This window comes from Saccharothrix sabaoui (assembly GCF_051756985.1).
Taxonomy (GTDB): Bacteria; Actinomycetota; Actinomycetes; order Mycobacteriales; family Pseudonocardiaceae; genus Actinosynnema.
This window is the reverse complement of record NZ_JBPKJK010000137.1, coordinates 1-23,617: the sequence shown is the minus strand read 5'-3', so window position 1 is coordinate 23,617 and position 23,617 is coordinate 1. Positions and strand designations below refer to the sequence as shown.

Here is a 23,617-nt window from a genome sequence, read left to right as displayed (position 1 = left end):
TTTGGACTTACTCATCTAGGGCAGGACGCCCGCGCAGGACGCCCGCGCGGCCCGGATGTGGCCGGGGCACGTGGTCGCAGTGCACCGCCGGAGTGCACGGCCGGAGCACGCGGTCGGGCGGTTCCGGTCGGGCTCCGCCGCGGCGGGTGGCGGCGGGGAGAGGGCCGGCCGGGCGCGTCCGACGGGCACGGGGACAATGGGGGGATGGATGGTTACCGCTCCGGGTTCGCGTGCTTCGTCGGCCGCCCCAACGCAGGCAAGTCGACGTTGACCAACGCGCTGGTCGGGACCAAGGTCGCGATCACCTCCAGCAAGCCGCAGACCACCCGGCACACCATCCGGGGCATCGTGCACCGCGAGGACGGCCAGCTGGTCCTCGTCGACACCCCCGGCCTGCACCGCCCGCGCACCCTGCTCGGCCAGCGCCTCAACGACCTGGTCCGCGAGACCTGGTCGGAGGTGGACGTGGTCGGGTTCTGCGTGCCCGCCGACCAGAAGGTCGGCCCGGGCGACAAGTTCATCGCGGCCGAGCTGGAGAAGATCGCCAAGCGCACGCCGGTCATCGGCATCGTCACCAAGACGGACCTGGTGGGGCAGCAGCAGGTCGCCGAGCAGCTGCTGGCGCTGCAGAAGGTGATGGACTTCGCCGACTTCATCCCGGTGTCCGCGGTGGACGGCTACCAGGTGGACGCGCTGGCGGACCTGCTGGTGGGCAAGATGCCGGAGGGCCCGGCGCTGTACCCGGACGGCGAGCTGACCGACGAGCCGGAGCAGACGCTGGTCGCCGAGCTGATCCGCGAGGCCGCGCTGGAGGGCGTGCGGGACGAGCTGCCGCACTCGATCGCGGTGGTGGTGGAGGAGATGATGCCCCGCGAGGGTCGCGACGACCTGGTGGACATCCACGCGAACGTGTTCGTGGAGCGGCCCAGCCAGAAGGCGATCATCCTGGGCCACCGGGGCGAGCGGCTCAAGCAGGTGGGCATCAACTCGCGCCGCCAGATCGAGAAGCTGCTGGGCACGCGCGTGTACCTGGACCTGCACATCAAGATCGCCAAGGACTGGCAGCGCGACCCGAAGCAGCTGCGCCGACTGGGGTTCTAGGTGGCGAACCTCTACCGGGACACCGGTGTGGTGCTCAGGGTGCAGAAGCTCGGCGAGGCCGACCGCATCATCACCCTGCTTACCCAGAAGCACGGCAAGGTGCGCGCGGTGGCCAAGGGCGTGCGGCGGACCTCGTCCCGGTTCGGCGCGCGGCTGGAGCCGTTCGGGCACGTCGACGTGCAGTTCTACCCGGGCCGGTCGCTGGACGTGGTGACCCAGGTGCAGACGCTGGACGCGTTCGGCGTGGTCCTGGTGGACGACTACCAGCGGTACACGGCGGCGTGCGCGGTGCTGGAGACGGCCGACCGGCTCGCCGCCGAGGAGGGCGAACCGGCGCTGCGGCTGTACCTGCTGGTCACGGGCGCGCTGCGGGCGCTGGCGGCGAAGGAGCGGGACGCCTCGCTGGTGCTCGACGCGTTCCTGATGCGGGCGATGGCGTTCGCCGGGTGGGCGCCCGCGGTCGACGAGTGCGCGCGCTGCGGCGACCCGGGCCCGCACCGGGCGTTCAACGTGCACGCGGGCGGCCTGGTGTGCCCGCGGTGCAAGCCGCCGGGCAGCGCCCAGCCGTCCCCGGACACCCTGGCCCTGCTCGGCGCGCTGCTGCACGGGCGGTGGGACGCGGTGGACGCCATCCCGGACAACGCCCGGCGCGACGCGAGCGGCCTGGTCGCCGCGCACCTCCAGTGGCACCTGGAGCGGCAGCTGCGCTCGTTGCCCTTGGTCGAGCGCAAGGCCCGGCCGGGCGACGGTTAGGCTCGCCCGGCTCCACCAGCACCCCGGATGCCGCACCCGGCAGCCGCACCCCGGAAGGACAGCCATGCTTCGCCGACGGCGGGCCGAGCGCGTCGTGCGCGCCCCCCGACCCCCGGAACCGCACCCCACCGGCGCCACGCCGCCGAAGATCCCGGCCGAGTTCGTGCCGAAGCACATCGCGATCGTGATGGACGGCAACGGCCGGTGGGCGAACCAGCGCGGCCTGTCCCGCATCGAGGGGCACAAGCGCGGCGAGGCCGTCGTGGTCGAGGCGGCCAAGGGCGCCATCGCGATGGGTGTGGAGTGGCTGTCGCTGTACGCGTTCTCCACGGAGAACTGGCGGCGCAGCCCCGAGGAGGTGCGCTTCCTCATGGGCTTCAGCCGCGACGTGATCCGCCACCGCACCGACGAGCTGGACGAGCTGGGCGTGCGGGTGCGCTGGTCGGGTCGGCGGCCCCGGCTGTGGCGCAGCGTCATCAACGAGCTGGAGGTCGCCGAGGAGCGCACGAAGGACAACGACGTGCTGAACCTCGCGATGTGCATCAACTACGGCGGGCGCGCCGAGGTGGGCGACGCGGCGCGGGAGATCGCGCGGCTGGCCGCCGCCGGGAAGATCAACCCGGAGAAGGTCGACGAGCGCACCGTCGCGAAGTACCTGTACCAGCCGGAGATGCCGGACGTGGACCTGTTCATCCGCCCGTCGGGCGAGCAGCGCACGTCGAACTTCATGCTGTGGCAGTCGGCGTACGCGGAGCTGGTGTTCCAGGACATCCTGTGGCCCGACTTCGACCGGCTGGACCTGTGGCGCGCCTGCGAGGCGTACGCCATGCGCGACCGGCGCTTCGGCGGCGCCGTGGACAAGCCCGACGCGGAGCCCGGGGAGGGCGAGTGACCGACCAGGACGACGCGGACCAGGACGCCAAGGTGACCGCGGAGCTGCTGACCGCGGCCCGCGAGGCGCTGGAGCTGTTCCACGAGGTGCACGTCGACGACGACGGCGCGCTCAGCTTCCGGCACGGCGAGGTGCCGTGCGCGGTGCAGGCGATGCGGCTGGCCGACGGCCTGACCGTGCTCAGCCTCACCTGCGTGGTGGCGTGGGACCTGCCGTCCGACCCGAACCTGGCCGTGTCGGCGGCCGAGCGCGCCGGTCAGGGCCTGTTCGGCACGCTCGGCGTCGTGCACACCGAACGCGGCATGGACGTGACGTTGCGCTACGCGTTCCCCGCCGAGGGCCTCAAGCCCGAGCCGCTCAGCACCCTGCTGATGCTGGTGGTGTCCACCGCCTCGCAGCTGCGCAACGAGCTGCTGGCCCAAGCCGGGGACGGTGCCTGAGATGGCCGGTGTGATCGTGTACGAGCCCGACGACGAGGGCGACGTCGAGGGCCTGCCGTGGGCCGTCACGTTCGAGGCGTCGGCGGGGGACGAGTGGGCGTCGTTCGTCTGCGGCCCGTACGAGCGCGACGAGGCCGTGCGGCTGGCCGAGGAGGTCCTGGCCGCGGGGCGCGGCGTGACGGCCGTCGTCGAGCCGCTGCTGCCGGTCACCGAGGCGGCCGACGTGCTGGCGACGATCGCCGAGCTGCGCGAGGACGACGCCGAGTAGCGGACGCCCCGGCGGCTTCCGCCCGACCGGTCAGGGACCCCACACGCGCGCGTCGAGGACCACGTGGCCGGCGTCGAAGTCGGCCAGGTCCGCCTCCTTCACCGTGACGGTGGCGGGGTGCCCGTCGGAGGTCGCGAAGCAGAACCGGAGGCCGGGGCCGGTGGCGAGCACGGGGTCCGCCGGCGGCTCGCCGGCGAGGGTGTCGGCGCACCACCGGCCCGCCTCCGCCGGCGGACCGGTGTAGGCGTGCAGGCCGCCGCCGTTGGCCCTGAGCAGGTTGAACCGGTCCAGGTGCAGGTCGAACGGGCCGGTCGCGCCGTCGGCGGGCCGCCCCCGCGCCTGCCCGGCGTCCAGGTCCAGGGCGGTGCCGCGCTCCAGCCGCACCTCCAGCCCGGCGGCCGGGGACGCGGGGGTGCTCCCGGAGGCGGGCGTGGAGGAGGTCGGCGCGGAGCCGGCGGGTGCCGGGTCGCCGGCCCCCGGTCGAGCCGCGCCCCCCACCGGGGTGGTGGTCGGGTCGGCCCCCGTCGTCAGCGCCACGACCAGCACCACGGCGGCCACCAGCGCCAGGCCGAGCACGGTGAGCGCGACGACCCCCCAGCGCTCCCGGCCGCCGTCGCCGATCCGGCCGATGGTCCCCGCCTGGACGTTCAGGCGCCCCCGGACCCGGCCGCTCATGTCGTTCTGGTGGTTCCCGCGCGCGTCGATGCGGTGATCTTCCCGCCCCCCGGACCGCACCAACAGGCATATGTGCGGTCGGGGGAGGTTCTGGCATCATGTCGAAAGTGACAATCACTGGCGAGATCCGCGGATCGCGCCCGCGGCCCACGCCGCCGCGGTGGAGGATCACCTCGCTGGAAGTGCTGTGCGGGGTGCTCGTGCTCGCGCTGCTGTTCCAGGACTGGCTGGTCGGCGTGCTGGACGTGCCGGTGCTGCGCACCGCGTCCACGGTGTTCGTCGCCGTCTGCGTGCAGGCACTGCCGTTCCTCGTCCTGGGCGTGCTGATCAGCGGCGCGATCGCCGCGTTCGTCCCGGCGAGCGCCCTGCGCCGGCTGCTGCCGCGCCGGACCGCGCTGGCCGTGCCGGTGGCCGGGGTCGCCGGCATCGCGCTGCCGGGCTGCGAGTGCGCGTCCGTGCCCGTCGCGCGCCGGCTCATGCAGCAGGGCGTGGCGCCCGCGGTGGCGCTGTCGTTCCTGCTCGCCGCGCCCGCGGTGAACCCGATCGTGCTCGTGTCCACGGCCGTGGCGTTCCGGGACGCGCCGATGATGGTGCCCGCGCGGTTCGCCGGGTCGCTGCTCACCGCGGTCGTCATGGGCTGGCTGTGGACGCGGTTCGGCAAGGCCGACTGGATCGCCGAGCGGGCCCTGCGCCGGCTGCCCGACCACGACGGCCGCAACCGCTGGCTGGTGTTCGCCGAGACCGCGCGGCACGACCTGGTCGACGCGGGCGGGTTCCTCGTGCTCGGCGGCGTGTTCGCGGCGGCGTTCAACGTGCTGGTGCCCGCGGCGTGGCTGGAGACCCTGGGCGGTCAGCTGGTGCTCGCGGTGCTGGTGATGGCGCTGCTGGCGGTGGTGCTGGCGCTGTGCAGCGAGGCCGACGCGTTCGTCGCGGTCTCCATGTCGGCGTTGCCGCTGCTGCCGCGCCTGGTGTTCCTCGTGGTCGGCCCGGCGGTCGACGTGAAGCTCATCGCGCTCCAGGCGGGCGCGTTCGGCAGGTCCTTCGCGGCGCGCTTCGCCCCGGCCACGTTCGTGGTGGCGATCGCGTCCGCGCTGGCGGCGGGAGCGGTGTTCCTGTGAGGCGGGAGAACCCCATGAGGTGCGGTGGCCATGAGGCGTGAGACCCAGAACATCCTGCTGGTGCTGCTCGGCGGCGCCCTGCTGAAGCTGGCGCTCAGCGGCACCTACCTGCGCTACGTCAAGGAGTCGCTCCAGCCCTGGCTGATCGTCACCGGCGCGGTCATGGTCGTGCTGGCGCTGGTGGCGATCGTGCGCGACGTCCGGGGCGCCCAGCACGAGGAAGGCCACGAGGGGCACGAGCACGGCTCGTCGCGCAGCCCGTGGATGCTGCTGCTCCCGGTGCTCGCGGTGTTCCTGATCAGCCCGCCCGCGCTCGGCGCGGACGTGGTCAACCGGTCCGAGCGCAACGCCGCCCAGGAGGGCAGGGCGTCGAGCGGGTTCGCGCCGCTGCCCGCGGACGAGGTGGTGCCGCTGACGATCAGCGAGTTCGTCACGCGCACCGCGTGGGACGACTCGGGCTCCCTCGACGACCGCGCGGTGCGGCTCACCGGGTTCGTCGTGCGCAAGGACGGCGAGGTGTTCGTGGCGCGCCTGACCATCTCCTGCTGCGCCGCCGACGCCTCGCCGGTGAAGACGAGGGTCGTCGGTCAGGACTTCGCCGCCCTGGCCGACGACCAGTGGGTCGAGGTCACCGGGCGGGTGGTGCCCGGGTCGGCGACCAAGGAGACGAAGTGGGTGCCGACGTTCACCGTCGCGCAGGTGGTGCCGGTCCCGCAGCCGGAGGACACCTACGAGGGCTAGGACGAGGTCTTGTCGCAGCACTCCCGGCACGTGCCGAAGATCTCCACGGTGTGGCTGACCTCGACGAACCCGTTCTCGGCGGCGACCCGGTCGGCCCACTTCTCCACCGCCGGGCCCTCGACCTCGACCGTGCGGCCGCAGCTGCGGCACACCAGGTGGTGGTGGTGGTGGGCGGAGCAGCGGCGGTAGATGGCCTCGCCGGAGTCGGTGCGCAGCACGTCGACCTCGCCCGCGTCGGCCAGCGACTGGAGGGTGCGGTAGACCGTGGTCAGGCCGATGCCCTCGCCCCGCTTGCGGAGCTCCTCGTGCAGCTCCTGCGCGGAGCGGAACTCGCCCAGCGAGTCGAGCAGCTTGGACACGGCGGTGCGCTGCTTGGTCGAACGCAACCCGGGCACCGCGGTGGTCGGGCGTTCGCTAGTGGTCACATCTCCTCCGTCCGGGCAGTCCGGTCGGTCTCGTTGATACCACGTGGACCCTCGTCCACGTGCGTGACCGCGTCGACCACGATGTGCGCGAGGTGCTCGTCGACGAGCTGGTAGACGACCTCCCGGCCGTGCCGCTCGCCGCGCACCACACCCGCGGCCTTGAGCACCCGCAGGTGCTGGCTGATCAGCGGTTGGGCCACGCCCAGCGCCTCGACCAGCTCGTGCACGCACCGGTCCGCCTCGCGCAGCTGCAGCACGATGGCGATCCGCACCGGCGCGGCGAGCGCCCGGAGCAGCTCGCCCGCGGCGGACAGGGTGCGCGCCGGTTTGGGCGGCGCCGGTTCGGGCACGACGCGTTCAGCGGAGTGCACGTGATCGCCCCGCACCCCGACCGTCACGTCGCCTCCCACGTGGTATGGATTTTCACCACCAATACTACGGCGCTACAGCACCGAAGCGGCGATGAGCACCAGGACGCCCAGCACGACCACCCGCAGGACCCGGCCGGCGGGCGGCAGCGTGGACCAGGTCGCCGCCAGCAGCGCCGCCACGCCGAGCGCCAGCGCGCCCAGCAGCGCCGCCCCGACCACGCCCCCGAGCCACACGCCCAGCCCGAACACAGCCAGGACCAGCAGGAACACCGCCGGCGCGGGCACCCGCGACAGGGGTCCGGCGCCGGGGATCAGGGTCCGCTTCGACTCACCAGCCATCGTGGCATCCTTGCACCGTGCTGCTCGTGTGCCGCTTCACCGTCCCCGAAGCCTCCGTCACGGACTTCACCGGGCGGGTCGAGCGCGCGCTCACCCTGCTCACGGCCCAGCCGGGCTGCCGTCGCGGGCAGCTGTCCCGCTCCGCCGACGAGGCCGACCGCTTCGTGCTGACCGTCGAGTTCGACTCGGTGCCGGCCTACCGGCGGGCGATGTCGCCGTTCGAGGTGCGCGAGCACGTCGTGCCGCTGCTGTCGGAGGCCGCCGCCGACGAACCGGCCGCCTACGAGCCGCTGCTGGTCGCCGCGGACGGCGGGGTCCGGCGCGAGGTGAGCCTGGTCGCGCACGACGCGTTCACCGTGCGCCTGGGCGAAGCGGGCGGCCCCGCGGCCCCCCGGTAGCGGGGACTACCCTGGCGTCCCCGTTCCGCACCTCCCGCTGGAGAGTCCGTGGCAGCCGATCGCATCGAGACCGTCGTCAGCCTCTGCAAGCGACGCGGGTTCGTCTACCCGTGCGGCGAGATCTACGGGGGCACGCGGTCGGCTTGGGACTACGGGCCGCTGGGCGTGGAGCTCAAGGACAACATCAAGCGGCAGTGGTGGAACCAGGTCGTCCGGGGCCGCGAGGACGTCGTGGGCCTGGACTCGTCGGTGATCCTGCCGCGCGAGGTGTGGGTGGCGTCCGGGCACGTCGAGGCGTTCGTCGACCCGCTGGTCGAGTGCACCGCGTGCCACCGGCGGTTCCGGCAGGACACCCTGGTCGAGGAGCACGCCGAGCGCACCGGCGAACCCGCGGCGGACCTGTCCGGCGTGCCGTGCCCGAACTGCGGGACCGAGGGCCGCTACACCGACCCCAGGATGTTCAACGGCCTGCTCAAGACCCACCTCGGCCCGGTCGAGACCGACGAGGGCGTGCGGTACCTGCGCCCGGAGACCGCGCAGGGCATCTTCACGAACTTCCTCAACGTGCAGACCACGTCGCGCCGCAAGCCGCCGTTCGGCATCGGCCAGATCGGCAAGAGCTTCCGCAACGAGATCACGCCGGGCAACTTCATCTTCCGCACCCGCGAGTTCGAGCAGATGGAGCTGGAGTTCTTCGTCGAGCCGGGCACCGACGAGGAGTGGCACCGCTACTGGATCGACGAGCGCACCCGCTGGTACACCGACCTGGGCATCTCCAAGGAGAACCTGCGGCACCACGAGCACCCGCGGGAGAAGCTGTCGCACTACTCGAAGCGGACCGTCGACATCGAGTACCGCTTCGGGTTCGGCGGCCAGGAGTGGGGTGAGCTGGAGGGCGTCGCGAACCGCGCCGACTACGACCTGACCACCCACTCGAACCACTCGGGCGTGGACCTGTCGTACTTCGACCAGGCCACGAACTCGCGCTACCGCCCGTTCGTCATCGAGCCCGCGGCGGGCGTGGGCCGGCCGATGATGGCGTTCCTGCTCGACGCCTACGGCGAGGACGAGGCGCCCAACGCCAAGGGCGGCGTGGACAAGCGCGTCGTGCTCCGCCTGGACCGCAGGCTCGCGCCGGTGAAGGCCGCCGTGCTGCCGCTGTCGCGCAACGCCGACCTGTCGCCGAAGGCCCGGGACCTGGCCACCGCGCTGCGCCGGAACTGGAACGTCGAGTTCGACGACGCGGGCGCCATCGGCCGCCGCTACCGGCGGCAGGACGAGATCGGCACCCCGTTCTGCGTGACGGTCGACTTCGACTCCCTCACCGACCACGCGGTGACCGTGCGGGAGCGGGACACGATGTCGCAGGAGCGGGTGTCGATGGACCAGCTGGAGGGCTACCTGGCGGCCCGCCTGGTCGGCGCCTGACCGCGGTTCACCCGTCCGTGGCGGTGTTCCGTCGCGTCCCCGCGGTGGAACGCCACTACGGTCCGTTCGTTGTCAGCCACGCGCAGCGAACGGACCGTCGATGACCACGAACGCCCGTCCCGACCACCCGACGCCCCACGCGGAGGGCGGTCACGGCCAGGGCGGTCCGGAGCGGATGATCGCCCTGCCGCACGTCGCGACGCTGGGCACGGAGCACCACGTCCCGGGTGACGAGCTGCTGGCCCGGCTGGGCCCCGGCCGGGTGTTCATGATGGGCGACAACCCGGCCCTGCCCGCGATGCCCGAGCGCCCGACCCTGGCGGACTTCTTCCGCCTGCGACTGGACCCCTTCGCCGCCCGCCACATGCTGCACAGCGCCCGCCGCGCCCGCGACCTCGGGCTGGACGAGCCCGTCGTGCTGGCCTGCCTCCTGCACGACATCGCCGTGGGCGGCCTGCTGCGCAGCCAGCACGGCCACTGGGGCGCGCAGCTGGTGGCGCCCTACGTCTCCGAGGAGGTCGCCTGGGCCATCCGGCAGCACGAGGTCCTGCGCTTCTTCGCCGACCCGTCCGTCGGCTACGACTACCCGGACGCCTACGACGCGTTCTTCGGCCCGGACTACGAGCCGCCCGCGCACGTCCGCGCCGCCTACCGCGAGGCCCGCGCGCACCGCTGGTACATGAGCGCCCGCCTGGTCACGATCAACGACGTCTACACGTTCCTGGACGACGACGGCGTCGACGTCGCCGAGTTCGAGGACGTCATCGGCCGCCACTTCCGCGCGCCCGCCGAGGGCCTGGGCTTCGACGGCTCGCCGGTGGCCCACATGTGGCGCACGATGATCTGGCCCAACAACTTCCTGTGACCGGGCGCCCGGGGTCCGGGTTAGGGTCCGCGGCATGACCTGGCTGGCCGACACCCGCACCTCCTACGACACCGTGGCGGGCAGCTACGCGGACCGGCTGCGCGACGCCCTCGCCGACGCGCCCCACCAGCGGGCGGCGCTGGGGGCGTTCGCCGAGCTGGTCCACGACGCCGGCGGCGGTGCGGTCGCGGACGTGGGCTGCGGCCCCGGCCGGCTGACCGCCCACCTGCACGGCCTGGGCCTGGACGCGTTCGGCGTCGACCTGTCGCCCGCGATGGTCGGGGTGGCCCGGCGCGACCACCCCCACCTGCGGTTCGAGGTCGGCTCGATGACCGACCTCGACCTGCCCGACGCCTCGGTGACGGGCCTGCTCGCCTGGTTCTCGCTGATCCACGTGCCGGACGCCGAGGTGCCCGGCGTGCTGGCCCACTTCCACCGCGTGCTGCGCCCCGGCGGCCCGCTGCTGCTCGGCTTCCACGTCGGCGAGGGGGTCCACCTCAAGACCGAGGGCTACGGCGGGCACCCCATGCGCGTGCACCTCCACCGCCGCCGGCCGGAGCGGGTCGAGGCGTGGCTGCGCGACGCGGGGTTCGCCGTCGAGGTGCGCACGGTCCTCGACCCGGACCGGACGCACCCCGGGGCGCTCCTCTTCGCCCGCCGCCCCCGAGGCGTCGACGGGCCGGCCTGACCCGCTGTTCCCCGGCACGGCGGCGGTGTCGGTGCTCGCCGCCTTCACGGGTCGTCCACCTCCGCGAACGGGGCCCTCACACCACGTCAGGGGAGTGATGTCGCTCGCCGCGAGCGCCTCCTTCGTGGTGGCCGCCCTCCACTGGTGATGACGCTGCGTGACAATCATCCCAGTGGATGACCTGTGTCACAAACGATCGAGTGAATATTTCTGGGAGTGCACGAAAGCGGGTTCATCATTAACCGTCACGTCACCCTGTTTTGTGACACTTGATGCAGGCGAAGCTCATCAGGGGGTGTCATGGCGCGTGTCGTCGCAGCGGCGGTCGCATTGGCGCTCGTCGCCGTCTTCACCCCATCACCGTTCGATCACGCCCACGTGGTGTGGGCGATATCCACGACCCACGCGGCGGTCGGCGTGGCGGAGGAGGAACCGCCGCGCGAGAGCCGGCACGCGCCCGAGCCGCGGTCGTGGTCGACGCGGTCCGCGCCGGCCAAGAACGTGAAACCTGCTTCACATCCGCTTGTCGGACCGTCACCCCGACGGGCCGGCGCGAGATCACCCGACCCCTTCGGCGAAGGACGGACGGACCACCTCCGCGAATGGCGCGCGCCCTCCGCGTTGCAGGTGTTCCGGCACTGACGGGCACCCCACCGCCGCCGTCAGAACACCGTCAGACCACCGACGAGTGGGGAAATCAGTGGAATTCCGTCAGCTGGTCCAGCACGCCCGCACGCATTCGCTGAGGAGGCCCCCGGAAACGGGCCGCCGCCTCGCCGGCGGGCAGTCGCCGACCGCCCTGTTCATCACCTGCGCGGACTCACGCATCGTGACCGCCGACATCACCGGCGCCGAGCCGGGCAGCCTGTTCGAGCTGCGCACGGCGGGCAACGTCATCCCGTCCCACGTCACCGAACCCGCCTCCAGCGAGATCGCCACCATCGAGTTCGCGGTCGTCCAGCTGGGCGTCGCCGAGATCGTCGTGTGCGGGCACTCCCACTGCGGCGCCGTCAAGGCCCTGCACTCGGGACCGCCCGCCCTGGAGCACCTGCCCAACATGCGCCGCTGGCTCGCCTCGCACGCCCGCTTCCGGCCGGCCCCCGAGCGGTCCGCCGACACCCCGGGCACGGCGCTGCGCGCCGAGGGGCAGCAGCACGTCCTCGCCCAGCTGGCCACCCTGCGGGACTACCCGTTCGTGCGGGAGCGCGTCGAGTCCGGCGCCCTGCGGGTGCACGGCTGGTTCTACGACATCGAGTCCGGTGAGGTCTTCGCGCACCGGGCCGACCTCTTCCAGCCGCTGTAGCGGCTGCCAAGGTTCCGGAGTCATCGCGTGAGCACGTACATCGCACCGTCGTCCGCCCCACCGGGCCGGACGTCCTCCTTCTGGCCCGACGTGGGCGCGTCCCTGGTGGTGTTCCTGGTGGCGCTCCCGCTGTGCGTGGGCATCGCCGTCGCCTCCGGCGTGCCCGCGGAGCTGGGCATCATCACCGGCGTCGTCGGCGGTCTCGTCGTCGGCCTGCTCCCCGGCAGCACCATGCAGGTCAGCGGACCGGCCGCCGGGCTCACCGTGCTGGTCGCCGACGCGGTCGCCACCCACGGCCTCGGCGCCCTCGGCCTCATCGTCCTGGGCGCGGGGCTGCTCCAGGTCGCCATGGGACTGCTGCGCCTGGGCCGCTGGTTCCGCGCCATCTCGCCCGCCGTGGTGCAGGGCATGCTGGCGGGCATCGGCCTCGTGCTGGTCCTCGGCCAGCTCTACCCGTTCGCCGGGCAGGACCAGCCCGCCACCACCGGCGAGAAGTTCGCCGGCCTGCCCGGCCTGCTCGTGGCCGCGTTCACCACCCCGGCGGGGTGGAGCGGCGTGGCCGTCGGCGTGCTGACCCTGACCGTGACGGCGCTGTGGAAGCGGTCGCCGCTGCGCGCCGTGCCCGGGATGCTCGTCGCGGTCGTCGTGGCCAGCGCCGCGGCCCTGCTGCTGCCGCTGCCGCGCATCTCGGTCGGCCCGCTGACCGACGTCATCGCCCTGGTCGACTTCTCGCTGCTCGACGCGGGCGTGCTGGGCGCGGTGCTGACCTTCGCGCTCGTGGCGTCGGCGGAGAGCCTGTTCAGCGCCGCCGCCGTGGACCGCATGCACAGCGGTCCGCGCACGAAGTACGACAAGGAGCTGGTCGCGCAGGGCGTCGGCAACACCGTGTGCGGCGTCCTCGGGGCGCTGCCGATGACGGCGGTGATCGTGCGCAGCGCGGCCAACGTCGACGCGGGCGCCCGCACCCGCCTGTCCCGCGTGCTGCACGGCGCCTGGCTGCTGCTGTTCGTCGTGCTGCTGCCCGGGGTGCTGTCCTACGTGCCGCTCGCCGTGCTGGCGGCGCTGCTCGTGCAGGCCGGGTGGAAGCTGCTCGACCCGGGCCGCGTGCGGGCGCTGTTCCGCACCGACCGCGCCGAGGCGGCCGTGCTCGTCCTCACCGCGGCCACGATCGTGCTGACCGACCTGCTCACCGGCACCGTCGTCGGCCTGCTGGCGGCCGTGGTGAAGACCGCGTGGGACGTCTCCCGGCTGACCGTCGCGGTCACCGCGCACGGCGAGGACCACCACCACGTCGCGGTGCGCGGCAACGCCACGTTCCTGCGCCTGCCCAGGCTGCTGGAAACCCTGGAGGCCCTCCCGCCCACCGGCCGGGTGCGGGTGGACCTCAGCGGCGTCCGCCACCTCGACCAGGCGTGCGGCCAGGCCGTCGAGCAGTGGGCGGCGCAGCGCGAGGGCGTGGAGGTGGTCGGACCGGTGTCGGACTGACGGGGTGATCGGGTGTCGGCCCCCTGCGGGGCGGTGGGCCGCAGGGGCCCGACATCCGCGTCGGCACGTCGGCGCCGGGCCGGGCGCCGACGCCGCGACGCCGGTGCCCGGGTCCACCGCGGTGACCCCGTGTCGACACCGGCGCCGGCCCCGACCGCCCGCGCCGCGGTCGCCGAGGGGTCCGGGGCGGGTGCCTCGGACGTCCGGGGCGCGGACGCGTGCGGGGTCTCCTCGGCGCTCGACCACCGGCGCTCGACCGGCGGCGTTCCCCACCCCTCCACGGTCCGTTTCACAACCGCCTGGTGTCGAGGGGTTCCTCCTGTGCGATTCCTGAAGACTCGTCGCGCCGCACCAGGTAGGCGCCGCCGGTCGGCCGCTCGGAGACCGCCTCGACCAGCTCGGTGCCGCGGTAGACCAGACCGGCCCCGTCGTCGGTGCAGTGCGTGACCGGCAGCGTCCCGTCCGCGACGGCCGCGTGGATCGTCGGCCTGCGCATTGCCTCGCTGTCGTAGTGCACGCCGTTGCCGTAGGGCAGGAACCCGAGACCGTTGGTCACCACGCGCAGCTCCGGCCCGAACGAGTCCGTCGACCCGCCCAGGTACCAGCAGATCGACCCGGCCGACACCCCGCCGAGCACGACGCCGGCCCGCCAGGCGTCCCGCAGCACGGGCCCCAGGCCGTGCACCGCCCACACGGCGAGCAGGTTCGCCACCGAACCGCCGCCCACCCACACCACGTCGTGCCCGCGCACGAAGCCGGCGAGGTCCGCGGTCGGCGGCATGGGGAACAGGTTCAGGTGCGACACCTCGAACCCGGCCACCCGACCCGCCTCGTCCAGGCTCGCCTGGAACGCCCGCTGGTCGCCGCTCGCGGTGCCGACGTGGCACAGGCGCGGCGCGCGGCCGTGCACGCCGGCCAGGTCCACGGCGTGGTGGACGAGCTCGTTGAACTCCAGGTTGGTCCGGTGGCCGGGGCGGAGCCCGCCCGAGGTCGCGACGATCGTCGGCTGGTCTGCTGCCATGGGTGCGATCCTCCCAGCGGCGGGATGTGCGATCATCCCGGGCGTGACGTTACTGCCGAGGCTCCGCCGGCTTGTGACGCGCGCCGTGCTCGGCGCCCTCGTCATGGGCCTGCTCGTCGTGGGCGGCACCGCCTTCCGGGTCTGGCAGGTCGCCCGCGAGGACGACCGCACGCACGCCGACATGGCCGTCGTGCTCGGCGCGGCCCAGTACAACGGCGTGCCGTCCGAGGTGCTGGAAGCGCGGTTGCAGCACGCGAAGAGGCTCTTCGACCAGGGCGTCGTCGAGTACATCGCCACCACCGGCGGCAGGCAGCCCGGTGACAACTTCACCGAGGGCGAGGCCGGCCGGATCTGGCTGGAGGAGCACGACGTGCCCGGCGACCGCATCCTGGAGGTCGGCGAGGGCACCGACACCCTGGGCAGCATCCGCGCCGTGGCCGCCGCCGCCCGCGAGAAGTCGTTGAGCACGGCCGTGATCGTCAGCGACCCGTGGCACTCGCTGCGGGCGCGCACCATGGCCGAGGACGAGGGCCTGTCGGCCTGGACGTCGCCCACGCGCAGCGGGCCGAACGTGCAGACGCGTGAGACGCAGCTGTTCTACATCCGCCGCGAGACCGGCGGGCTGCTCTACTACCACCTGATGAAGGCGCCCGCCGGGGCGTTCGACGGCATCCTGCTCTGACCGCGCCGGGCGCGGCGGGTACCGGGCGCGGGTGAGCGATCGGCCCCGCCCCACCCGCTCACCTAGGCTGGGCGGATGACCGGCGGCTACAGCGACCACGACCGCGCGCGGCTGCTGGGGGAGCGGCCCAAGGGCGCCGTGCTGCCCGGCGCGCGGGCGGAGCGGCGCACGCCGTTCTCGCGCGACCGGGCGCGGGTGCTGCACTCGGCGGCGCTGCGCAGGCTGGCGGGCAAGACGCAGGTCGTCGGGCCCGGCGAGGGCGCCGAGGTGACCGGTGTGCCGCGCACGCGCCTCACGCACTCCCTCGAAGTGGCCCAGATCGGGCGCGGCATCGGGGAGGAGCTGGGCTGCGACCCCGACGTCGTCGACACCGCCGGCCTGGCGCACGACATCGGCCACCCGCCGTTCGGGCACAACGGGGAGCGCGCGCTCGACGAGCTGGCCGGGCCGTGCGGCGGGTTCGAGGGCAACGCGCAGACCCTGCGCATCCTGACCCGGCTGGAGCCGAAGACGGAAAAGGGCCTCAACCTGACCCGCGCGTGCCTCGACGCGGCCACCAAGTACCCCTGGCCCCGGCGGCCCGGCACGGCGAAGTTCGGCGCCTACGACGACGACCTGGACGTGTTCACGTGGGTCCGCGAGGGCGCGCCCGACCACCGGCGCTGCCTGGAGGCGCAGGTCATGGACTGGGCCGACGACGTCGCCTACTCGGTGCACGACGTGGAGGACGGCGTCCTCGCGCACCGCATCCGGCTGTCCGCGCTCGGCGACCCGGTGGAGCGCGCCGCCATCGCCGAGCTGGCCGCCAAGCACTTCTGCGACGAGCCGGTGGACGTCCTGGAGGCCACCGCGGCGGAGCTGCTCGCCCTGCCGGTCATCGCCGACCTCGCCGAGTACGACGGGTCGCTGCGCGCGCAGGTCGCGCTCAAGCGCCTCACCAGCGAGCTGGTCGGCCGCTTCGCCTCGGCCGCCGTCGGCGCGACCCGCGAGGCGCACGGCGACGGCCCGCTGACGCGCTACGACGCCGACCTGGTGGTGCCCCCGCGGGCGCAGGCGGAGGTCGCCCTGCTCAAGGCGGTCGCGGTGCGGTACGTGATGAGCGACCCGGACCGGCTGCGCATGCAGGTCGGGCAGCGCGAGCTGGTCGCCGAACTGGTGCACGCCCTGCTCGCCGGCGCGCCCGAGGGCCTCGACCCGGCGTTCCACCCGGCGTGGCACGCGGCGGGCGACGACGCGGCCCGGCTGCGGGTCGTGGTCGACCAGGTCGCCTCGCTCACCGACGCCCAGGCCGTCGCCTGGCACCGGGCGCTGACCACGACCCCCGCGCGCGGGGTGTGACCGGTGGCACACTCGGGGGCATGGCCGACGACCCGGACGCCGGCCCCGACGACGGTTCCGCCGGGGTGCGCGAACCACGACACCCCGAGCCCCTCGGACCGGCGAGCGGCGCGGGCGAGCGGCCCGTCCCGGACGACCCCATAGTGGTGGAGGAAACCCAGTGCCCGATCGAACGCCCCTGACGTTCGCCCTCGCCCTGCACGACGCCGTCGCACCCGACCGCACCCGCAACGCCTGCTGGTCCCCGTACTCGGTGGCCTCGGCCCTCGGCATGACCGCCGAGGCCGCGCGCGGCGCGACGGCGGCCGAGCTGGTGGCGCTGCTCGGCGAGGACGGCGCCAAGCTGCTCAAGGCCGTCGAGGTCGGCGACGACGCCGAGTTCGCCGTGGCCAACACGCTGTGGGCGTCCGACGAGCTGCCGCTGGAGGACGGCTTCCTCGCCGACCTGGCGGGGTGGCCCGGCGCGGCCGCGCGGTCGGCGCCGTTCGCGCGGGACCCGGAGGGCGCTCGGGGGGCGATCAACGCCGACGTCGCCGACACCACCCGGGGACTCGTCCCCGAGCTGCTCGGCCGCGGCTCGATCACCACCGACACGGTCGCCACCCTGGTCAACGCGCTGTACCTGAAGTGCGCGTGGAACGCGGAGTTCCCCGAGCACGACACGGCCGACCGGCCGTTCCGCGGCGCGGGCGACGTGCCGACCATGCGCCGCGAGGACTCGATGCGCTACGCCCGCGCGGCCGGCTGGGAGGCCGTGGCGCTGGCCGCGCACGGCGGCGTCGAGGCGGTCGTGCTGCTGCCCGAGGACGAGCTGGGCGCGACCGACGGCGTGCCCGGGGTGCTCGACGCCCTCGACCACGACCGGGTCGACCTGTACCTGCCGAAGATCGACGTCGGCGTCAACACCTCGCTGGCGGACGCGCTCAAGCGGGTCGGCGTGACCACCCTGTTCACCCGGGAGGCCGACCTCACCGGCCTGAGCCCCGACCCGCGCCTGTACGTGGACGACGTGGTGCACGAGGCCGTGCTGCGGGTCGACGAGAAGGGCTTCGAGGGCGCGGCGGCCACGGCGGTGACGATGCGCATGACGTCGTTCATCCCCGCCGAACCCGGCCGCGAGGTGCGCGTGGACCGGCCGTTCCTGTTCCTCGTCCGGCACGCCGGGACCGGCGTGGTGTTCTTCCTCGCCCAGGTCGTTGAGCCCCGGCGCTAGGCGGGGCCGGGGCCGAAGTCGACGTGGCCGAGCTTGTCCGGGTTCGACATGTCGTAGACGCCCGCCACCAGGCCGTCGCGCACCACGAACGCGCTGACCCGCTCGGTCACGTCGCCGGTGGCCGGGATCAGCACGCCCAGGTCCCCGTTGACCAGCACCGGGCGGCCGATCGGCAGCCCGCCGTAGCGGCGCACCAGGCCGAGCAGGAAGCGGGCCACCTTGTCCGCGCCGGACACCACGTTGACCGCGGTCCGCGCCTTGCCGCCGCCGTCGCCGACCACCGCGGCGTCCGGGTGCAGCAGCCCGACCACGGCGCCCACGTCACCCGAGGCGAGCGCCGCCAGGAACCGCTCCAGCACCTCGCGCTGCTCCTCCAGGGCGACCCGCGGCGGCGGCTCGGCGTCGGCGGCGGCCCGGCGGCCCCGCGACGCGTGCTGGCGCGCCGTGGCGGTCGTCACCCCGAGCACGCCCGCGATCTCGTCGAACGGCACGCCGAACGCGTCGTGCAGCACGAACGCCACCCGCTGCTCGGGCGTGAGCCGGTCGAGCAGCACCAGCGCCGCCATCCGCACGCCGTCGTCGCGCACCACCGCGTCCAGCGGGTCGTCCTCGCCGGAGGTCACCAGCGGTTCGGGCAGCCACTGCCCGAAGTACCGCTCGCGCCGCACCGCCGCCGACCGGAGCCGGTCCAGGCAGATCCGCCCGACGACGGTCGTCAGCCAGCCCTTCGGGTCCCGGATGCCCTCGCGCGCGCCGGGCGCGAGCCCGGACAGCCGCAGCCACGCCTCCTGCACCGCGTCCTCGGCGTCCGCGACGCTGCCGGTGAGCCGGTAGGCGACCCCGACCAGGTGCGGGCGCAGACCGGTGAAGGTGGCGACCAGGGTCTGCTCGGCTGCGGTCACGGACCCGAGTCTGCCGGCAACTAGACTCGCTCGACGTGGCAGGACGCATCCGGGAGAGCGACATCGCGTTGGTGCGTGACCGGAGCCGGATCGACGACGTCGTGGGCGACCACGTCTCGCTGCGCGGTGCCGGCTCCGGCGCGCTGAAGGGCCTGTGCCCGTTCCACGACGAGAAGTCGCCGTCGTTCAACGTGCGCCCCTCGCACGGCACGTTCCACTGCTTCGGCTGCGGCGAGGGCGGCGACGTCATCGCGTTCGTGATGAAGATCGAGCACCTCGGGTTCGTGGAGGCGGTGGAGCGGCTCGCCGACCGGGCGGGCATCCAACTGGTCTACGAGGGCGGCGGCGCGACCGTCCAGCGCGACCGGGGCACCCGCAGCAGGCTCATCGAGGCGCACCGCGCCGCCGCCGAGTTCTACGCCGAGCAGCTCGCCGGGCCCGACGCGATGCCGGCGCGGGAGTTCCTGGCGCAGCGCGGTTTCGACGAGGCCGCGGCCCGCCAGTTCGGCTGCGGGTTCGCGCCCGGCGGCTGGGACAAGCTGACCAAGCACCTCCTCGGGCGCGGCTTCGAGCTGACCGAGCTGATCAAGGCGCAGCTGACCAAGGAGGGCCGGCAGGGCCCCATCGACCGCTTCCACCGGCGGCTGCTGTGGCCGATCCGGGACATGGGCGGCGAGGTGGTCGGCTTCGGCGCGCGCCGGATCTTCGACGACGACCCGATCCAGGCCAAGTACCTCAACACCTCCGAGAGCCCGATCTACAAGAAGTCCCACGTGCTGTTCGGGCTCGACCTGGCCAAGAAGGAGATCGCCAAGCGGCGGCAGGCCGTCGTCGTCGAGGGCTACACCGACGTGATGGCCATGCACCTCGCGGGCGTGCCCACGGCCGTCGCCTCCTGCGGCACGGCGTTCGGCGCGGACCACATGAACGTGCTGCGCCGGCTGCTGATCGACGACTCGCTCAGCGGCGAGGTGATCTTCACCTTCGACGGCGACGCGGCCGGGCAGAAGGCGGCGCTCAAGGCGTTCGAGGGCGAGCAGCAGTTCTCCGCGCAGACCTACATCGCGGTCGCGCCCGACGGCATGGACCCGTGCGAGCTGCGGCAGGAGAAGGGCGACGTGGCCGTGCGCGACCTCGTGGCCCGCCGCACGCCGCTGGTCGAGTTCGCCATCAAGGCGCAGCTGCGCGACTACGACCTGGACTCGGTGGACGGCCGCGTCGAGGCGCTGAAGAAGATGGTGCCGTTCGTCGCCCAGATCAAGGACCGGGCCAAGCGCGACGGGTACGCCACGCGCCTGGCCTGGTGGGTGGGCTGGGAGGACGAGGCGTCCGTCGTGCGCCGGGTGCGGGAGACCGCCAACGGCAAGGCGCCCGCGTCGCCGACGCGGCGGGTGGCCGTGGACCCCAACCAGGGCGCGCTCGCGGTCGACGTGGCCGGCCCGCCGCGGCCGGACCCGCGCGACCCGGCGCTGCGCACCGAGCGGGAGGCGCTCAAGGCGGCGCTGCAGCTGCCGGAGATGGCCGGGCCGTACTACGACTCGCTGCCGGACGACGCGTTCACGCACCCCGCGTACCAGGCGCTGCACCGGGCTATCCGGGACGCGGGCGGCACGTCGTCGGGGCTGTCCGGGCCGACGTTCCTGGAGTCGGTGTCGCAGGCGTGCGCGCAGCAGTCCGTGCGGACCGTGCTGCGCGAGCTGTCCGTCGAGCCGCTGCAGGTCAAGGCGGACGAGTACCGGTACGTGCAGGGCGTGCTGGCCGGGGTGCAGAAGATGCTGGTGTCCCGGCAGATCGCGGAGGTCAAGTCGCGGCTGCGGCGCGTGTCGCCGATCGACGAGCCCGACGAGTACCGCCACCTCTTCGGCGACCTGATCGCCCTGGAGGAGTACCACAAGGCGCTGGGCGAACAGGCGGTGGGCGGGCTGTGAGGGAGCTGTTCCGCAGGATCTTCGGCTCGGGCGCGCCCGAGGGGTTCACCGGGGCGCTGGACGCCGACGAGAACGTGCTGGCCTCGGCCGCCGTCGGCGCGGAGTGGCTGGTCGCGACCACGCACGGGCTGTGGCTGCCCGGCCCGCGCCGCGTCGGCTGGCACCTGGTGAGCAAGGCCACGTGGACCGGGAACGCGCTGGCCGTCGTCGAGGCGGTGGAGGAGGGCGCGACGGGCGGGGCCGTGGTGCTGCGCGACCTGCCCGCGACCCGGTTCCCGCTGGAGTCGCCGGGGAAGGTCCCGCAGGTCGTGCACGAGCGCGTGACGGCGTCGATCAGGTCGCGGCACCGGCACGAGTCGCCCGGCGCGTGGTTCCTCCAGCGCAAGGTGCCCGGCCGGGACGGCGTCGTGCTCCAGGTGCGGCCGGACCCCGGCGCGGACGTGGAGGCGCTGCGGGGGATCGCGGCGTCGGTGGCGGCGAAGATCGCGTCGGCCAAACCCGTCGAGTGACCCGTACCAGTACGGGCGTACTGTCAGCGGTGTGTGGGACCCGGGCAAGTACCTCGCGTTCGCCGACCACCGGTCGAGGCCGTTCCACGAGCTGCTGGCCCGCGTCGGCGCCGAGTCGCCCCGGCGCGTGGTCGACCTGGGGTGCGGACCCGGCACCCTGACGCTCTCGCTGGCCGAGCGCTGGCCATCGGCGGTCGTGGAGGCGATCGACTCCTCGCCCGGGATGGTCGAGGCGGCGCGTGGGCGCGGCGTCGACGCGCGGGTGGCGGACGTGGCCGCGTGGGAGCCCGCCGAGGACGTCGACGTCGTGGTGAGCAACGCCGTGCTCCACTGGGTGCCCGACCACGAGGACCTGCTGCGCGCCTGGGTGCGCCGGCTGCCGCCCGGGGCGTGGCTGGCGGTGCAGGTGCCGGGCAACTTCGCCGGGCCGTCGCACGCGCTGGTGCGCGAGCTCGTCGACGAGTCGTGGCCCGCCCTCTCGGGGCTGCTGGGGCCCTCGCCGGTGCTCGACCCCGTCGGGTACGCGGAAGTGCTCTCGGAGGCCGCCGTGGACGCGTGGGAGACCACCTACGTGCAGCGGCTGGAGGGGGAGGACGCCGTGCTGGAGTGGATCGGCGGGACGGCGCTGCGGCCGGTCCGCGCCGCCCTGGACGACGCCTCGTGGGAGGAGTTCCGGGCCCGGCTCGCGCCCCGCCTGCGCGCGGCCTACCCCCGGCGGTCCGACGGCACGACGTGGTTCCCGTTCCGCCGGGTCTTCGCGGTGGCGCACGTGCGGTGAGGCGCGTGCCGCGACCACCTCGGTGTGAGGATGATCACGGCACGCGCCCCGGTCCGTCTTTCAGTTGGTGCGCGGGATCAGCTGGTGCGCGGGGTGACCGGGTCGCGCCGGTGCCCGTTGGCGTTGAAGCCCGCCGTCGTGCCCTGACCCCGACCCTGGTTTTGGCCTTGGCGACGCCCGAAACCGGTCTTCTCGCCCACCTTGGCCCGCACGATCCCGGCCGCGCCCTGGACCGCCGGGTGGTCGGCCAGCGAGCGGTAGGCGCGCGCGATCTGGTCGTAGCGCTGCCGTCCGGCGCGCGCGCCCAGTACGTAGCCCACTGCCGCGCCGAGCAGGATGCCCTTCATGCGGTGTCCTCTCCTCCCATCGTGCCTGGTCACGTCCCTTCCTACCGGTAAGGCAGGGGGGTGTGCACGAGCACTGTCCCGGATGCGCTAGAGTTGTCCGCGTCAGGCCGACGAGGCCAGGCGCACAACCGAACATTCCCCCATAGCTCAACGGCAGAGCATTCGACTGTTAATCGAAGGGTTACTGGTTCGAATCCAGTTGGGGGAGCGCGATGGCAGCCCCAGGTCCTTCGACCTGGGGTTTTGTCGTTGTCATGGGGCGGGGGTACCCGCGGGTCACCCGTTTGTCACCCGCACGGGGCGACTTTCTTCCGGCAGGCTGTCCGGCATGGCCGACCGCTTCGCCCTGCGCCGCCGCATCACCTCCCTGGACCCCGAGACCGACCACGTGGAGATCCTGCGCCTCTCCACCGGTCACGAGTTCCCGTGGGACTACGTGCGCGCGCTGGAGTTCGCCCTCTTCCGCACCTACTGCGTGCCGTCCATCTCGGCGCTGCTGGCGAAGACGGGCGAGTTCGAACGGCGCCCCCAGCGGCGCTACGACGACACCGCCCTGCTCATGGGCGAGCTCGTGGAGCACGGCTACGACTCGCCGCGGGGCCGCGAGGCGCTGCGCGTCGTCAACCGCCTGCACGGCCGCTACGACATCTCGAACGACGACATGCGGTACGTGCTGTCCACGTTCGTCTACGACCCGGTCGACTGGATCGACCGCTTCGGGTGGCGGCCGTTGACCGACCACGAGCGCCTGGCCGCGTTCCACTTCTACCGCGCCGTGGGCGCCCGGATGGGCATCAGGGACGTCCCGGACACCTACGGGGCGTTCCGGGCCTTCAAGCGGGCGTACGAGGCCGAGCACTTCGCGTACAGCGACACGAACCGCCGCATCGGCCGGTACACCCTCGACCTGTTCTGCTCCTGGTACCCGCTGCCGAGGGCGGTCACGGCCAAGGCCGTCCTGGCGATGCTCGACAAGCCCATGCTCGACGCCTTCGGCTTCCCCCGCCCACCCGCCTGGCTCACCACCGCGGGCCACGCGGCGCTGAAGCTGCGGGCCCGTGCCCTGCTCCTGGCGCCCCCGCGCAAGCGCCCCCTCCTGACCGACCGCCCGAACCGCTCGTACCCGGACTACCCCACCGGCTACCGCCCGTCCGACCTCGGGGCCCCGTAGCCGAGCGCACAGCTTGGTCACGGCCTGCCGGGTTGTCGAGACGCGGCGATCCGTGATCTGTACCCTCCAGAACCGCACGTCAGGGGGCGGTAGCTCAGCCGGTCAGAGCAGCGGACTCATAATCCGTCAGGTCGTGGGTTCGAACCCCACCCGCCCCACCGCCTGACCAGCTCAAACCCGGTCCCAAGATCGGCTGAAGATCATTTGTCCATGACTCCTGTGAGCGTGCGGTCATGGCCACCGGCGACAGCACCGGGGAGCGCCGCCGGAGAGGAAACGTCCGGCAGTGCGGCAACTCGCTCCAGGTCCGCCGCCGTAGCCGTCGACCTCCTTCCGTGACGAGGCCATGAGCGAAAAGATCGATTACGTGCGCGAGGTCGCCGAGGCGGTGCTCCCGGAACACTCGATCGCGACCTGCCGGTCGAGTGTGCGCAGGCC

28 protein-coding genes and 2 tRNA genes are annotated in these 23,617 nt (G+C 73.5%); 23 read left to right on the top strand and 7 right to left on the bottom strand.

Annotated features, from left to right (window positions below):
- Positions 1-204: 204 nt before the first annotated feature.
- The 5 genes from era to ACR807_RS31800 all read left to right on the top strand — a co-directional run bounded on the left by era (position 205) and on the right by ACR807_RS31800 (position 3,454).
- Positions 205-1,101 carry a GTPase Era gene (era, locus tag ACR807_RS31820; protein ID WP_438925162.1) on the top strand — a complete coding sequence of 299 codons (897 nt, stop codon included), beginning with the start codon at positions 205-207 and terminating at the stop codon, positions 1,099-1,101.
- Positions 1,102-1,854, top strand: coding sequence for a DNA repair protein RecO (gene recO, locus ACR807_RS31815; RefSeq protein WP_438925161.1), 753 nt, complete (start codon positions 1,102-1,104; stop codon positions 1,852-1,854).
- A 64-nt stretch (positions 1,855-1,918) separates the two neighbouring features.
- The gene (locus ACR807_RS31810; protein ID WP_438925160.1) at positions 1,919-2,746 is read left to right on the top strand and encodes an isoprenyl transferase; all 828 of its coding nucleotides are present in this window, start codon (positions 1,919-1,921) and stop codon (positions 2,744-2,746) included.
- Entirely contained in the window at positions 2,743-3,186 is a 444-nt protein-coding gene (locus ACR807_RS31805; RefSeq protein WP_438925159.1) for a YbjN domain-containing protein, read from the top strand. The genes ACR807_RS31810 and ACR807_RS31805 overlap by 4 nt, the downstream gene beginning before the upstream one ends.
- 1 nt (position 3,187) lies before the next feature.
- A complete protein-coding gene (locus ACR807_RS31800) occupies positions 3,188-3,454 on the top strand; it encodes a hypothetical protein (protein WP_438925158.1) in 267 nt (88 codons plus the stop codon).
- A gap of 30 nt (positions 3,455-3,484) precedes the next feature.
- Here ACR807_RS31800 and ACR807_RS31795 read toward each other — a convergent pair whose 3' ends face one another.
- Positions 3,485-4,129, bottom strand: a complete 645-nt coding sequence (locus ACR807_RS31795; protein WP_438925157.1) for a hypothetical protein — start codon at positions 4,127-4,129, stop codon at positions 3,485-3,487.
- Between the two features lie 98 nt (positions 4,130-4,227).
- Between ACR807_RS31795 and ACR807_RS31790 the strand changes: the two genes are divergently transcribed.
- Together ACR807_RS31790 and ACR807_RS31785 are read left to right on the top strand one after the other, a co-directional pair.
- On the top strand, positions 4,228-5,247 hold the full coding sequence (locus ACR807_RS31790) for a permease (protein ID WP_438925156.1): 1,020 nt from the start codon (positions 4,228-4,230) through the stop codon (positions 5,245-5,247).
- A 30-nt stretch (positions 5,248-5,277) separates the two neighbouring features.
- Positions 5,278-5,988 (top strand): TIGR03943 family putative permease subunit, encoded by a 711-nt coding sequence (locus tag ACR807_RS31785; protein ID WP_438925155.1) that lies wholly within the window; start codon positions 5,278-5,280, stop codon positions 5,986-5,988.
- On the opposite strand, the gene ACR807_RS31780 is transcribed toward ACR807_RS31785, so the two are convergent.
- Genes ACR807_RS31780 through ACR807_RS31770 form a run of 3 tightly spaced genes read right to left on the bottom strand, consistent with a single transcriptional unit; the run spans position 5,985 to position 7,123 of the window.
- Complete coding sequence (locus ACR807_RS31780; protein ID WP_438925154.1) at positions 5,985-6,413, bottom strand: Fur family transcriptional regulator; 429 nt, start codon at positions 6,411-6,413, stop codon at positions 5,985-5,987. The genes ACR807_RS31785 and ACR807_RS31780 overlap by 4 nt on opposite strands.
- The gene (locus ACR807_RS31775) at positions 6,410-6,811 is read right to left on the bottom strand and encodes an ArsR/SmtB family transcription factor (RefSeq protein ID WP_438925153.1); all 402 of its coding nucleotides are present in this window, start codon (positions 6,809-6,811) and stop codon (positions 6,410-6,412) included. The genes ACR807_RS31780 and ACR807_RS31775 overlap by 4 nt, the downstream gene beginning before the upstream one ends.
- A 45-nt stretch (positions 6,812-6,856) precedes the next feature.
- Positions 6,857-7,123 (bottom strand): hypothetical protein, encoded by a 267-nt coding sequence (locus tag ACR807_RS31770; protein ID WP_438925152.1) that lies wholly within the window; start codon positions 7,121-7,123, stop codon positions 6,857-6,859.
- A gap of 17 nt (positions 7,124-7,140) precedes the next feature.
- Between ACR807_RS31770 and ACR807_RS31765 the strand changes: the two genes are divergently transcribed.
- From ACR807_RS31765 to ACR807_RS31740, 6 genes are all read left to right on the top strand, one after another.
- On the top strand, positions 7,141-7,521 hold the full coding sequence (locus tag ACR807_RS31765) for an antibiotic biosynthesis monooxygenase family protein (protein ID WP_438925151.1): 381 nt from the start codon (positions 7,141-7,143) through the stop codon (positions 7,519-7,521).
- A 48-nt stretch (positions 7,522-7,569) separates the two neighbouring features.
- Positions 7,570-8,949 (top strand): glycine--tRNA ligase, encoded by a 1,380-nt coding sequence (locus ACR807_RS31760; RefSeq protein WP_438925150.1) that lies wholly within the window; start codon positions 7,570-7,572, stop codon positions 8,947-8,949.
- A gap of 100 nt (positions 8,950-9,049) precedes the next feature.
- Entirely contained in the window at positions 9,050-9,814 is a 765-nt protein-coding gene (locus ACR807_RS31755) for an HD domain-containing protein (protein WP_438925149.1), read from the top strand.
- A gap of 34 nt (positions 9,815-9,848) precedes the next feature.
- A complete protein-coding gene (locus ACR807_RS31750; RefSeq protein ID WP_438925148.1) occupies positions 9,849-10,502 on the top strand; it encodes a class I SAM-dependent DNA methyltransferase in 654 nt (217 codons plus the stop codon).
- A gap of 700 nt (positions 10,503-11,202) precedes the next feature.
- Complete coding sequence (locus ACR807_RS31745; RefSeq protein ID WP_438925147.1) at positions 11,203-11,805, top strand: carbonic anhydrase; 603 nt, start codon at positions 11,203-11,205, stop codon at positions 11,803-11,805.
- A gap of 27 nt (positions 11,806-11,832) precedes the next feature.
- Positions 11,833-13,290, top strand: coding sequence for a SulP family inorganic anion transporter (locus ACR807_RS31740; protein ID WP_438925146.1), 1,458 nt, complete (start codon positions 11,833-11,835; stop codon positions 13,288-13,290).
- A gap of 289 nt (positions 13,291-13,579) precedes the next feature.
- On the opposite strand, the gene ACR807_RS31735 is transcribed toward ACR807_RS31740, so the two are convergent.
- Entirely contained in the window at positions 13,580-14,311 is a 732-nt protein-coding gene (locus tag ACR807_RS31735; RefSeq protein WP_438925145.1) for a Type 1 glutamine amidotransferase-like domain-containing protein, read from the bottom strand.
- 103 nt (positions 14,312-14,414) lie between these two features.
- Between ACR807_RS31735 and ACR807_RS31730 the strand changes: the two genes are divergently transcribed.
- The 4 genes from ACR807_RS31730 to ACR807_RS31715 all read left to right on the top strand — a co-directional run bounded on the left by ACR807_RS31730 (position 14,415) and on the right by ACR807_RS31715 (position 17,544).
- Entirely contained in the window at positions 14,415-14,993 is a 579-nt protein-coding gene (locus ACR807_RS31730) for a YdcF family protein (protein ID WP_438925163.1), read from the top strand.
- Positions 14,994-15,068: 75 nt separating this feature from the next.
- A complete protein-coding gene (locus ACR807_RS31725) occupies positions 15,069-16,331 on the top strand; it encodes a deoxyguanosinetriphosphate triphosphohydrolase (protein ID WP_438925144.1) in 1,263 nt (420 codons plus the stop codon).
- Positions 16,332-16,351: 20 nt separating this feature from the next.
- Entirely contained in the window at positions 16,352-16,513 is a 162-nt protein-coding gene (locus ACR807_RS31720; protein ID WP_438925143.1) for a hypothetical protein, read from the top strand.
- Entirely contained in the window at positions 16,492-17,544 is a 1,053-nt protein-coding gene (locus ACR807_RS31715; RefSeq protein WP_438925142.1) for a serpin family protein, read from the top strand. Before ACR807_RS31720 ends, ACR807_RS31715 begins: the two co-directional genes overlap by 22 nt.
- Here ACR807_RS31715 and ACR807_RS31710 read toward each other — a convergent pair.
- The gene (locus ACR807_RS31710) at positions 17,541-18,446 is read right to left on the bottom strand and encodes a sigma-70 family RNA polymerase sigma factor (RefSeq protein ID WP_438925141.1); all 906 of its coding nucleotides are present in this window, start codon (positions 18,444-18,446) and stop codon (positions 17,541-17,543) included. The two genes, ACR807_RS31715 and ACR807_RS31710, sit on opposite strands and share 4 nt — an antisense overlap.
- Before the next feature lie 35 nt (positions 18,447-18,481).
- Between ACR807_RS31710 and dnaG the strand changes: the two genes are divergently transcribed.
- From dnaG to ACR807_RS31695, 3 genes are read left to right on the top strand one after another with little or no spacing between them, the layout of a single operon-like run.
- Positions 18,482-20,374 (top strand): DNA primase, encoded by a 1,893-nt coding sequence (gene dnaG / locus ACR807_RS31705; protein ID WP_438925140.1) that lies wholly within the window; start codon positions 18,482-18,484, stop codon positions 20,372-20,374.
- Complete coding sequence (locus tag ACR807_RS31700; protein ID WP_438925139.1) at positions 20,371-20,883, top strand: hypothetical protein; 513 nt, start codon at positions 20,371-20,373, stop codon at positions 20,881-20,883. Before dnaG ends, ACR807_RS31700 begins: the two co-directional genes overlap by 4 nt.
- A gap of 31 nt (positions 20,884-20,914) precedes the next feature.
- Complete coding sequence (locus tag ACR807_RS31695) at positions 20,915-21,661, top strand: trans-aconitate 2-methyltransferase (RefSeq protein WP_438925138.1); 747 nt, start codon at positions 20,915-20,917, stop codon at positions 21,659-21,661.
- Between the two features lie 77 nt (positions 21,662-21,738).
- On the opposite strand, the gene ACR807_RS31690 is transcribed toward ACR807_RS31695, so the two are convergent.
- Positions 21,739-22,008, bottom strand: a complete 270-nt coding sequence (locus tag ACR807_RS31690; RefSeq protein ID WP_438925137.1) for a hypothetical protein — start codon at positions 22,006-22,008, stop codon at positions 21,739-21,741.
- A 136-nt stretch (positions 22,009-22,144) separates the two neighbouring features.
- Between ACR807_RS31690 and ACR807_RS31685 the strand changes: the two genes are divergently transcribed.
- From ACR807_RS31685 to ACR807_RS31675, 3 genes are all read left to right on the top strand, one after another.
- Positions 22,145-22,216, top strand: a tRNA-Asn gene (locus tag ACR807_RS31685).
- A gap of 120 nt (positions 22,217-22,336) precedes the next feature.
- On the top strand, positions 22,337-23,179 hold the full coding sequence (locus ACR807_RS31680) for an oxygenase MpaB family protein (protein WP_438925136.1): 843 nt from the start codon (positions 22,337-22,339) through the stop codon (positions 23,177-23,179).
- A gap of 83 nt (positions 23,180-23,262) precedes the next feature.
- A tRNA-Ile gene (locus ACR807_RS31675) sits at positions 23,263-23,337 on the top strand.
- Positions 23,338-23,617 lie beyond the last annotated feature (280 nt).

Bases quoted from the DNA above. Each gene is read 5' to 3' on its own strand.
- ACR807_RS31735 (WP_438925145.1), bottom strand. From the start codon at position 14,311: ATGGCAGCAGACCAGCCGACGATCGTCGCGACCTCGGGCGGGCTCCGC.
- ACR807_RS31730 (WP_438925163.1), top strand. From the start codon at position 14,415: ATGGGCCTGCTCGTCGTGGGCGGCACCGCCTTCCGGGTCTGGCAGGTC.
- ACR807_RS31720 (WP_438925143.1), top strand. From the start codon at position 16,352: ATGGCCGACGACCCGGACGCCGGCCCCGACGACGGTTCCGCCGGGGTG.
- ACR807_RS31795 (WP_438925157.1), bottom strand. From the start codon at position 4,129: ATGAGCGGCCGGGTCCGGGGGCGCCTGAACGTCCAGGCGGGGACCATC.
- ACR807_RS31750 (WP_438925148.1), top strand. From the start codon at position 9,849: ATGACCTGGCTGGCCGACACCCGCACCTCCTACGACACCGTGGCGGGC.
- ACR807_RS31810 (WP_438925160.1), top strand. From the start codon at position 1,919: ATGCTTCGCCGACGGCGGGCCGAGCGCGTCGTGCGCGCCCCCCGACCC.
- ACR807_RS31785 (WP_438925155.1), top strand. From the start codon at position 5,278: ATGAGGCGTGAGACCCAGAACATCCTGCTGGTGCTGCTCGGCGGCGCC.
- ACR807_RS31770 (WP_438925152.1), bottom strand. From the start codon at position 7,123: ATGGCTGGTGAGTCGAAGCGGACCCTGATCCCCGGCGCCGGACCCCTG.
- ACR807_RS31755 (WP_438925149.1), top strand. From the start codon at position 9,050: ATGACCACGAACGCCCGTCCCGACCACCCGACGCCCCACGCGGAGGGC.
- ACR807_RS31680 (WP_438925136.1), top strand. From the start codon at position 22,337: ATGGCCGACCGCTTCGCCCTGCGCCGCCGCATCACCTCCCTGGACCCC.
- era (WP_438925162.1), top strand. From the start codon at position 205: ATGGATGGTTACCGCTCCGGGTTCGCGTGCTTCGTCGGCCGCCCCAAC.
- ACR807_RS31790 (WP_438925156.1), top strand. From the start codon at position 4,228: ATGTCGAAAGTGACAATCACTGGCGAGATCCGCGGATCGCGCCCGCGG.
- ACR807_RS31725 (WP_438925144.1), top strand. From the start codon at position 15,069: ATGACCGGCGGCTACAGCGACCACGACCGCGCGCGGCTGCTGGGGGAG.
- ACR807_RS31800 (WP_438925158.1), top strand. From the start codon at position 3,188: ATGGCCGGTGTGATCGTGTACGAGCCCGACGACGAGGGCGACGTCGAG.
- ACR807_RS31690 (WP_438925137.1), bottom strand. From the start codon at position 22,008: ATGAAGGGCATCCTGCTCGGCGCGGCAGTGGGCTACGTACTGGGCGCG.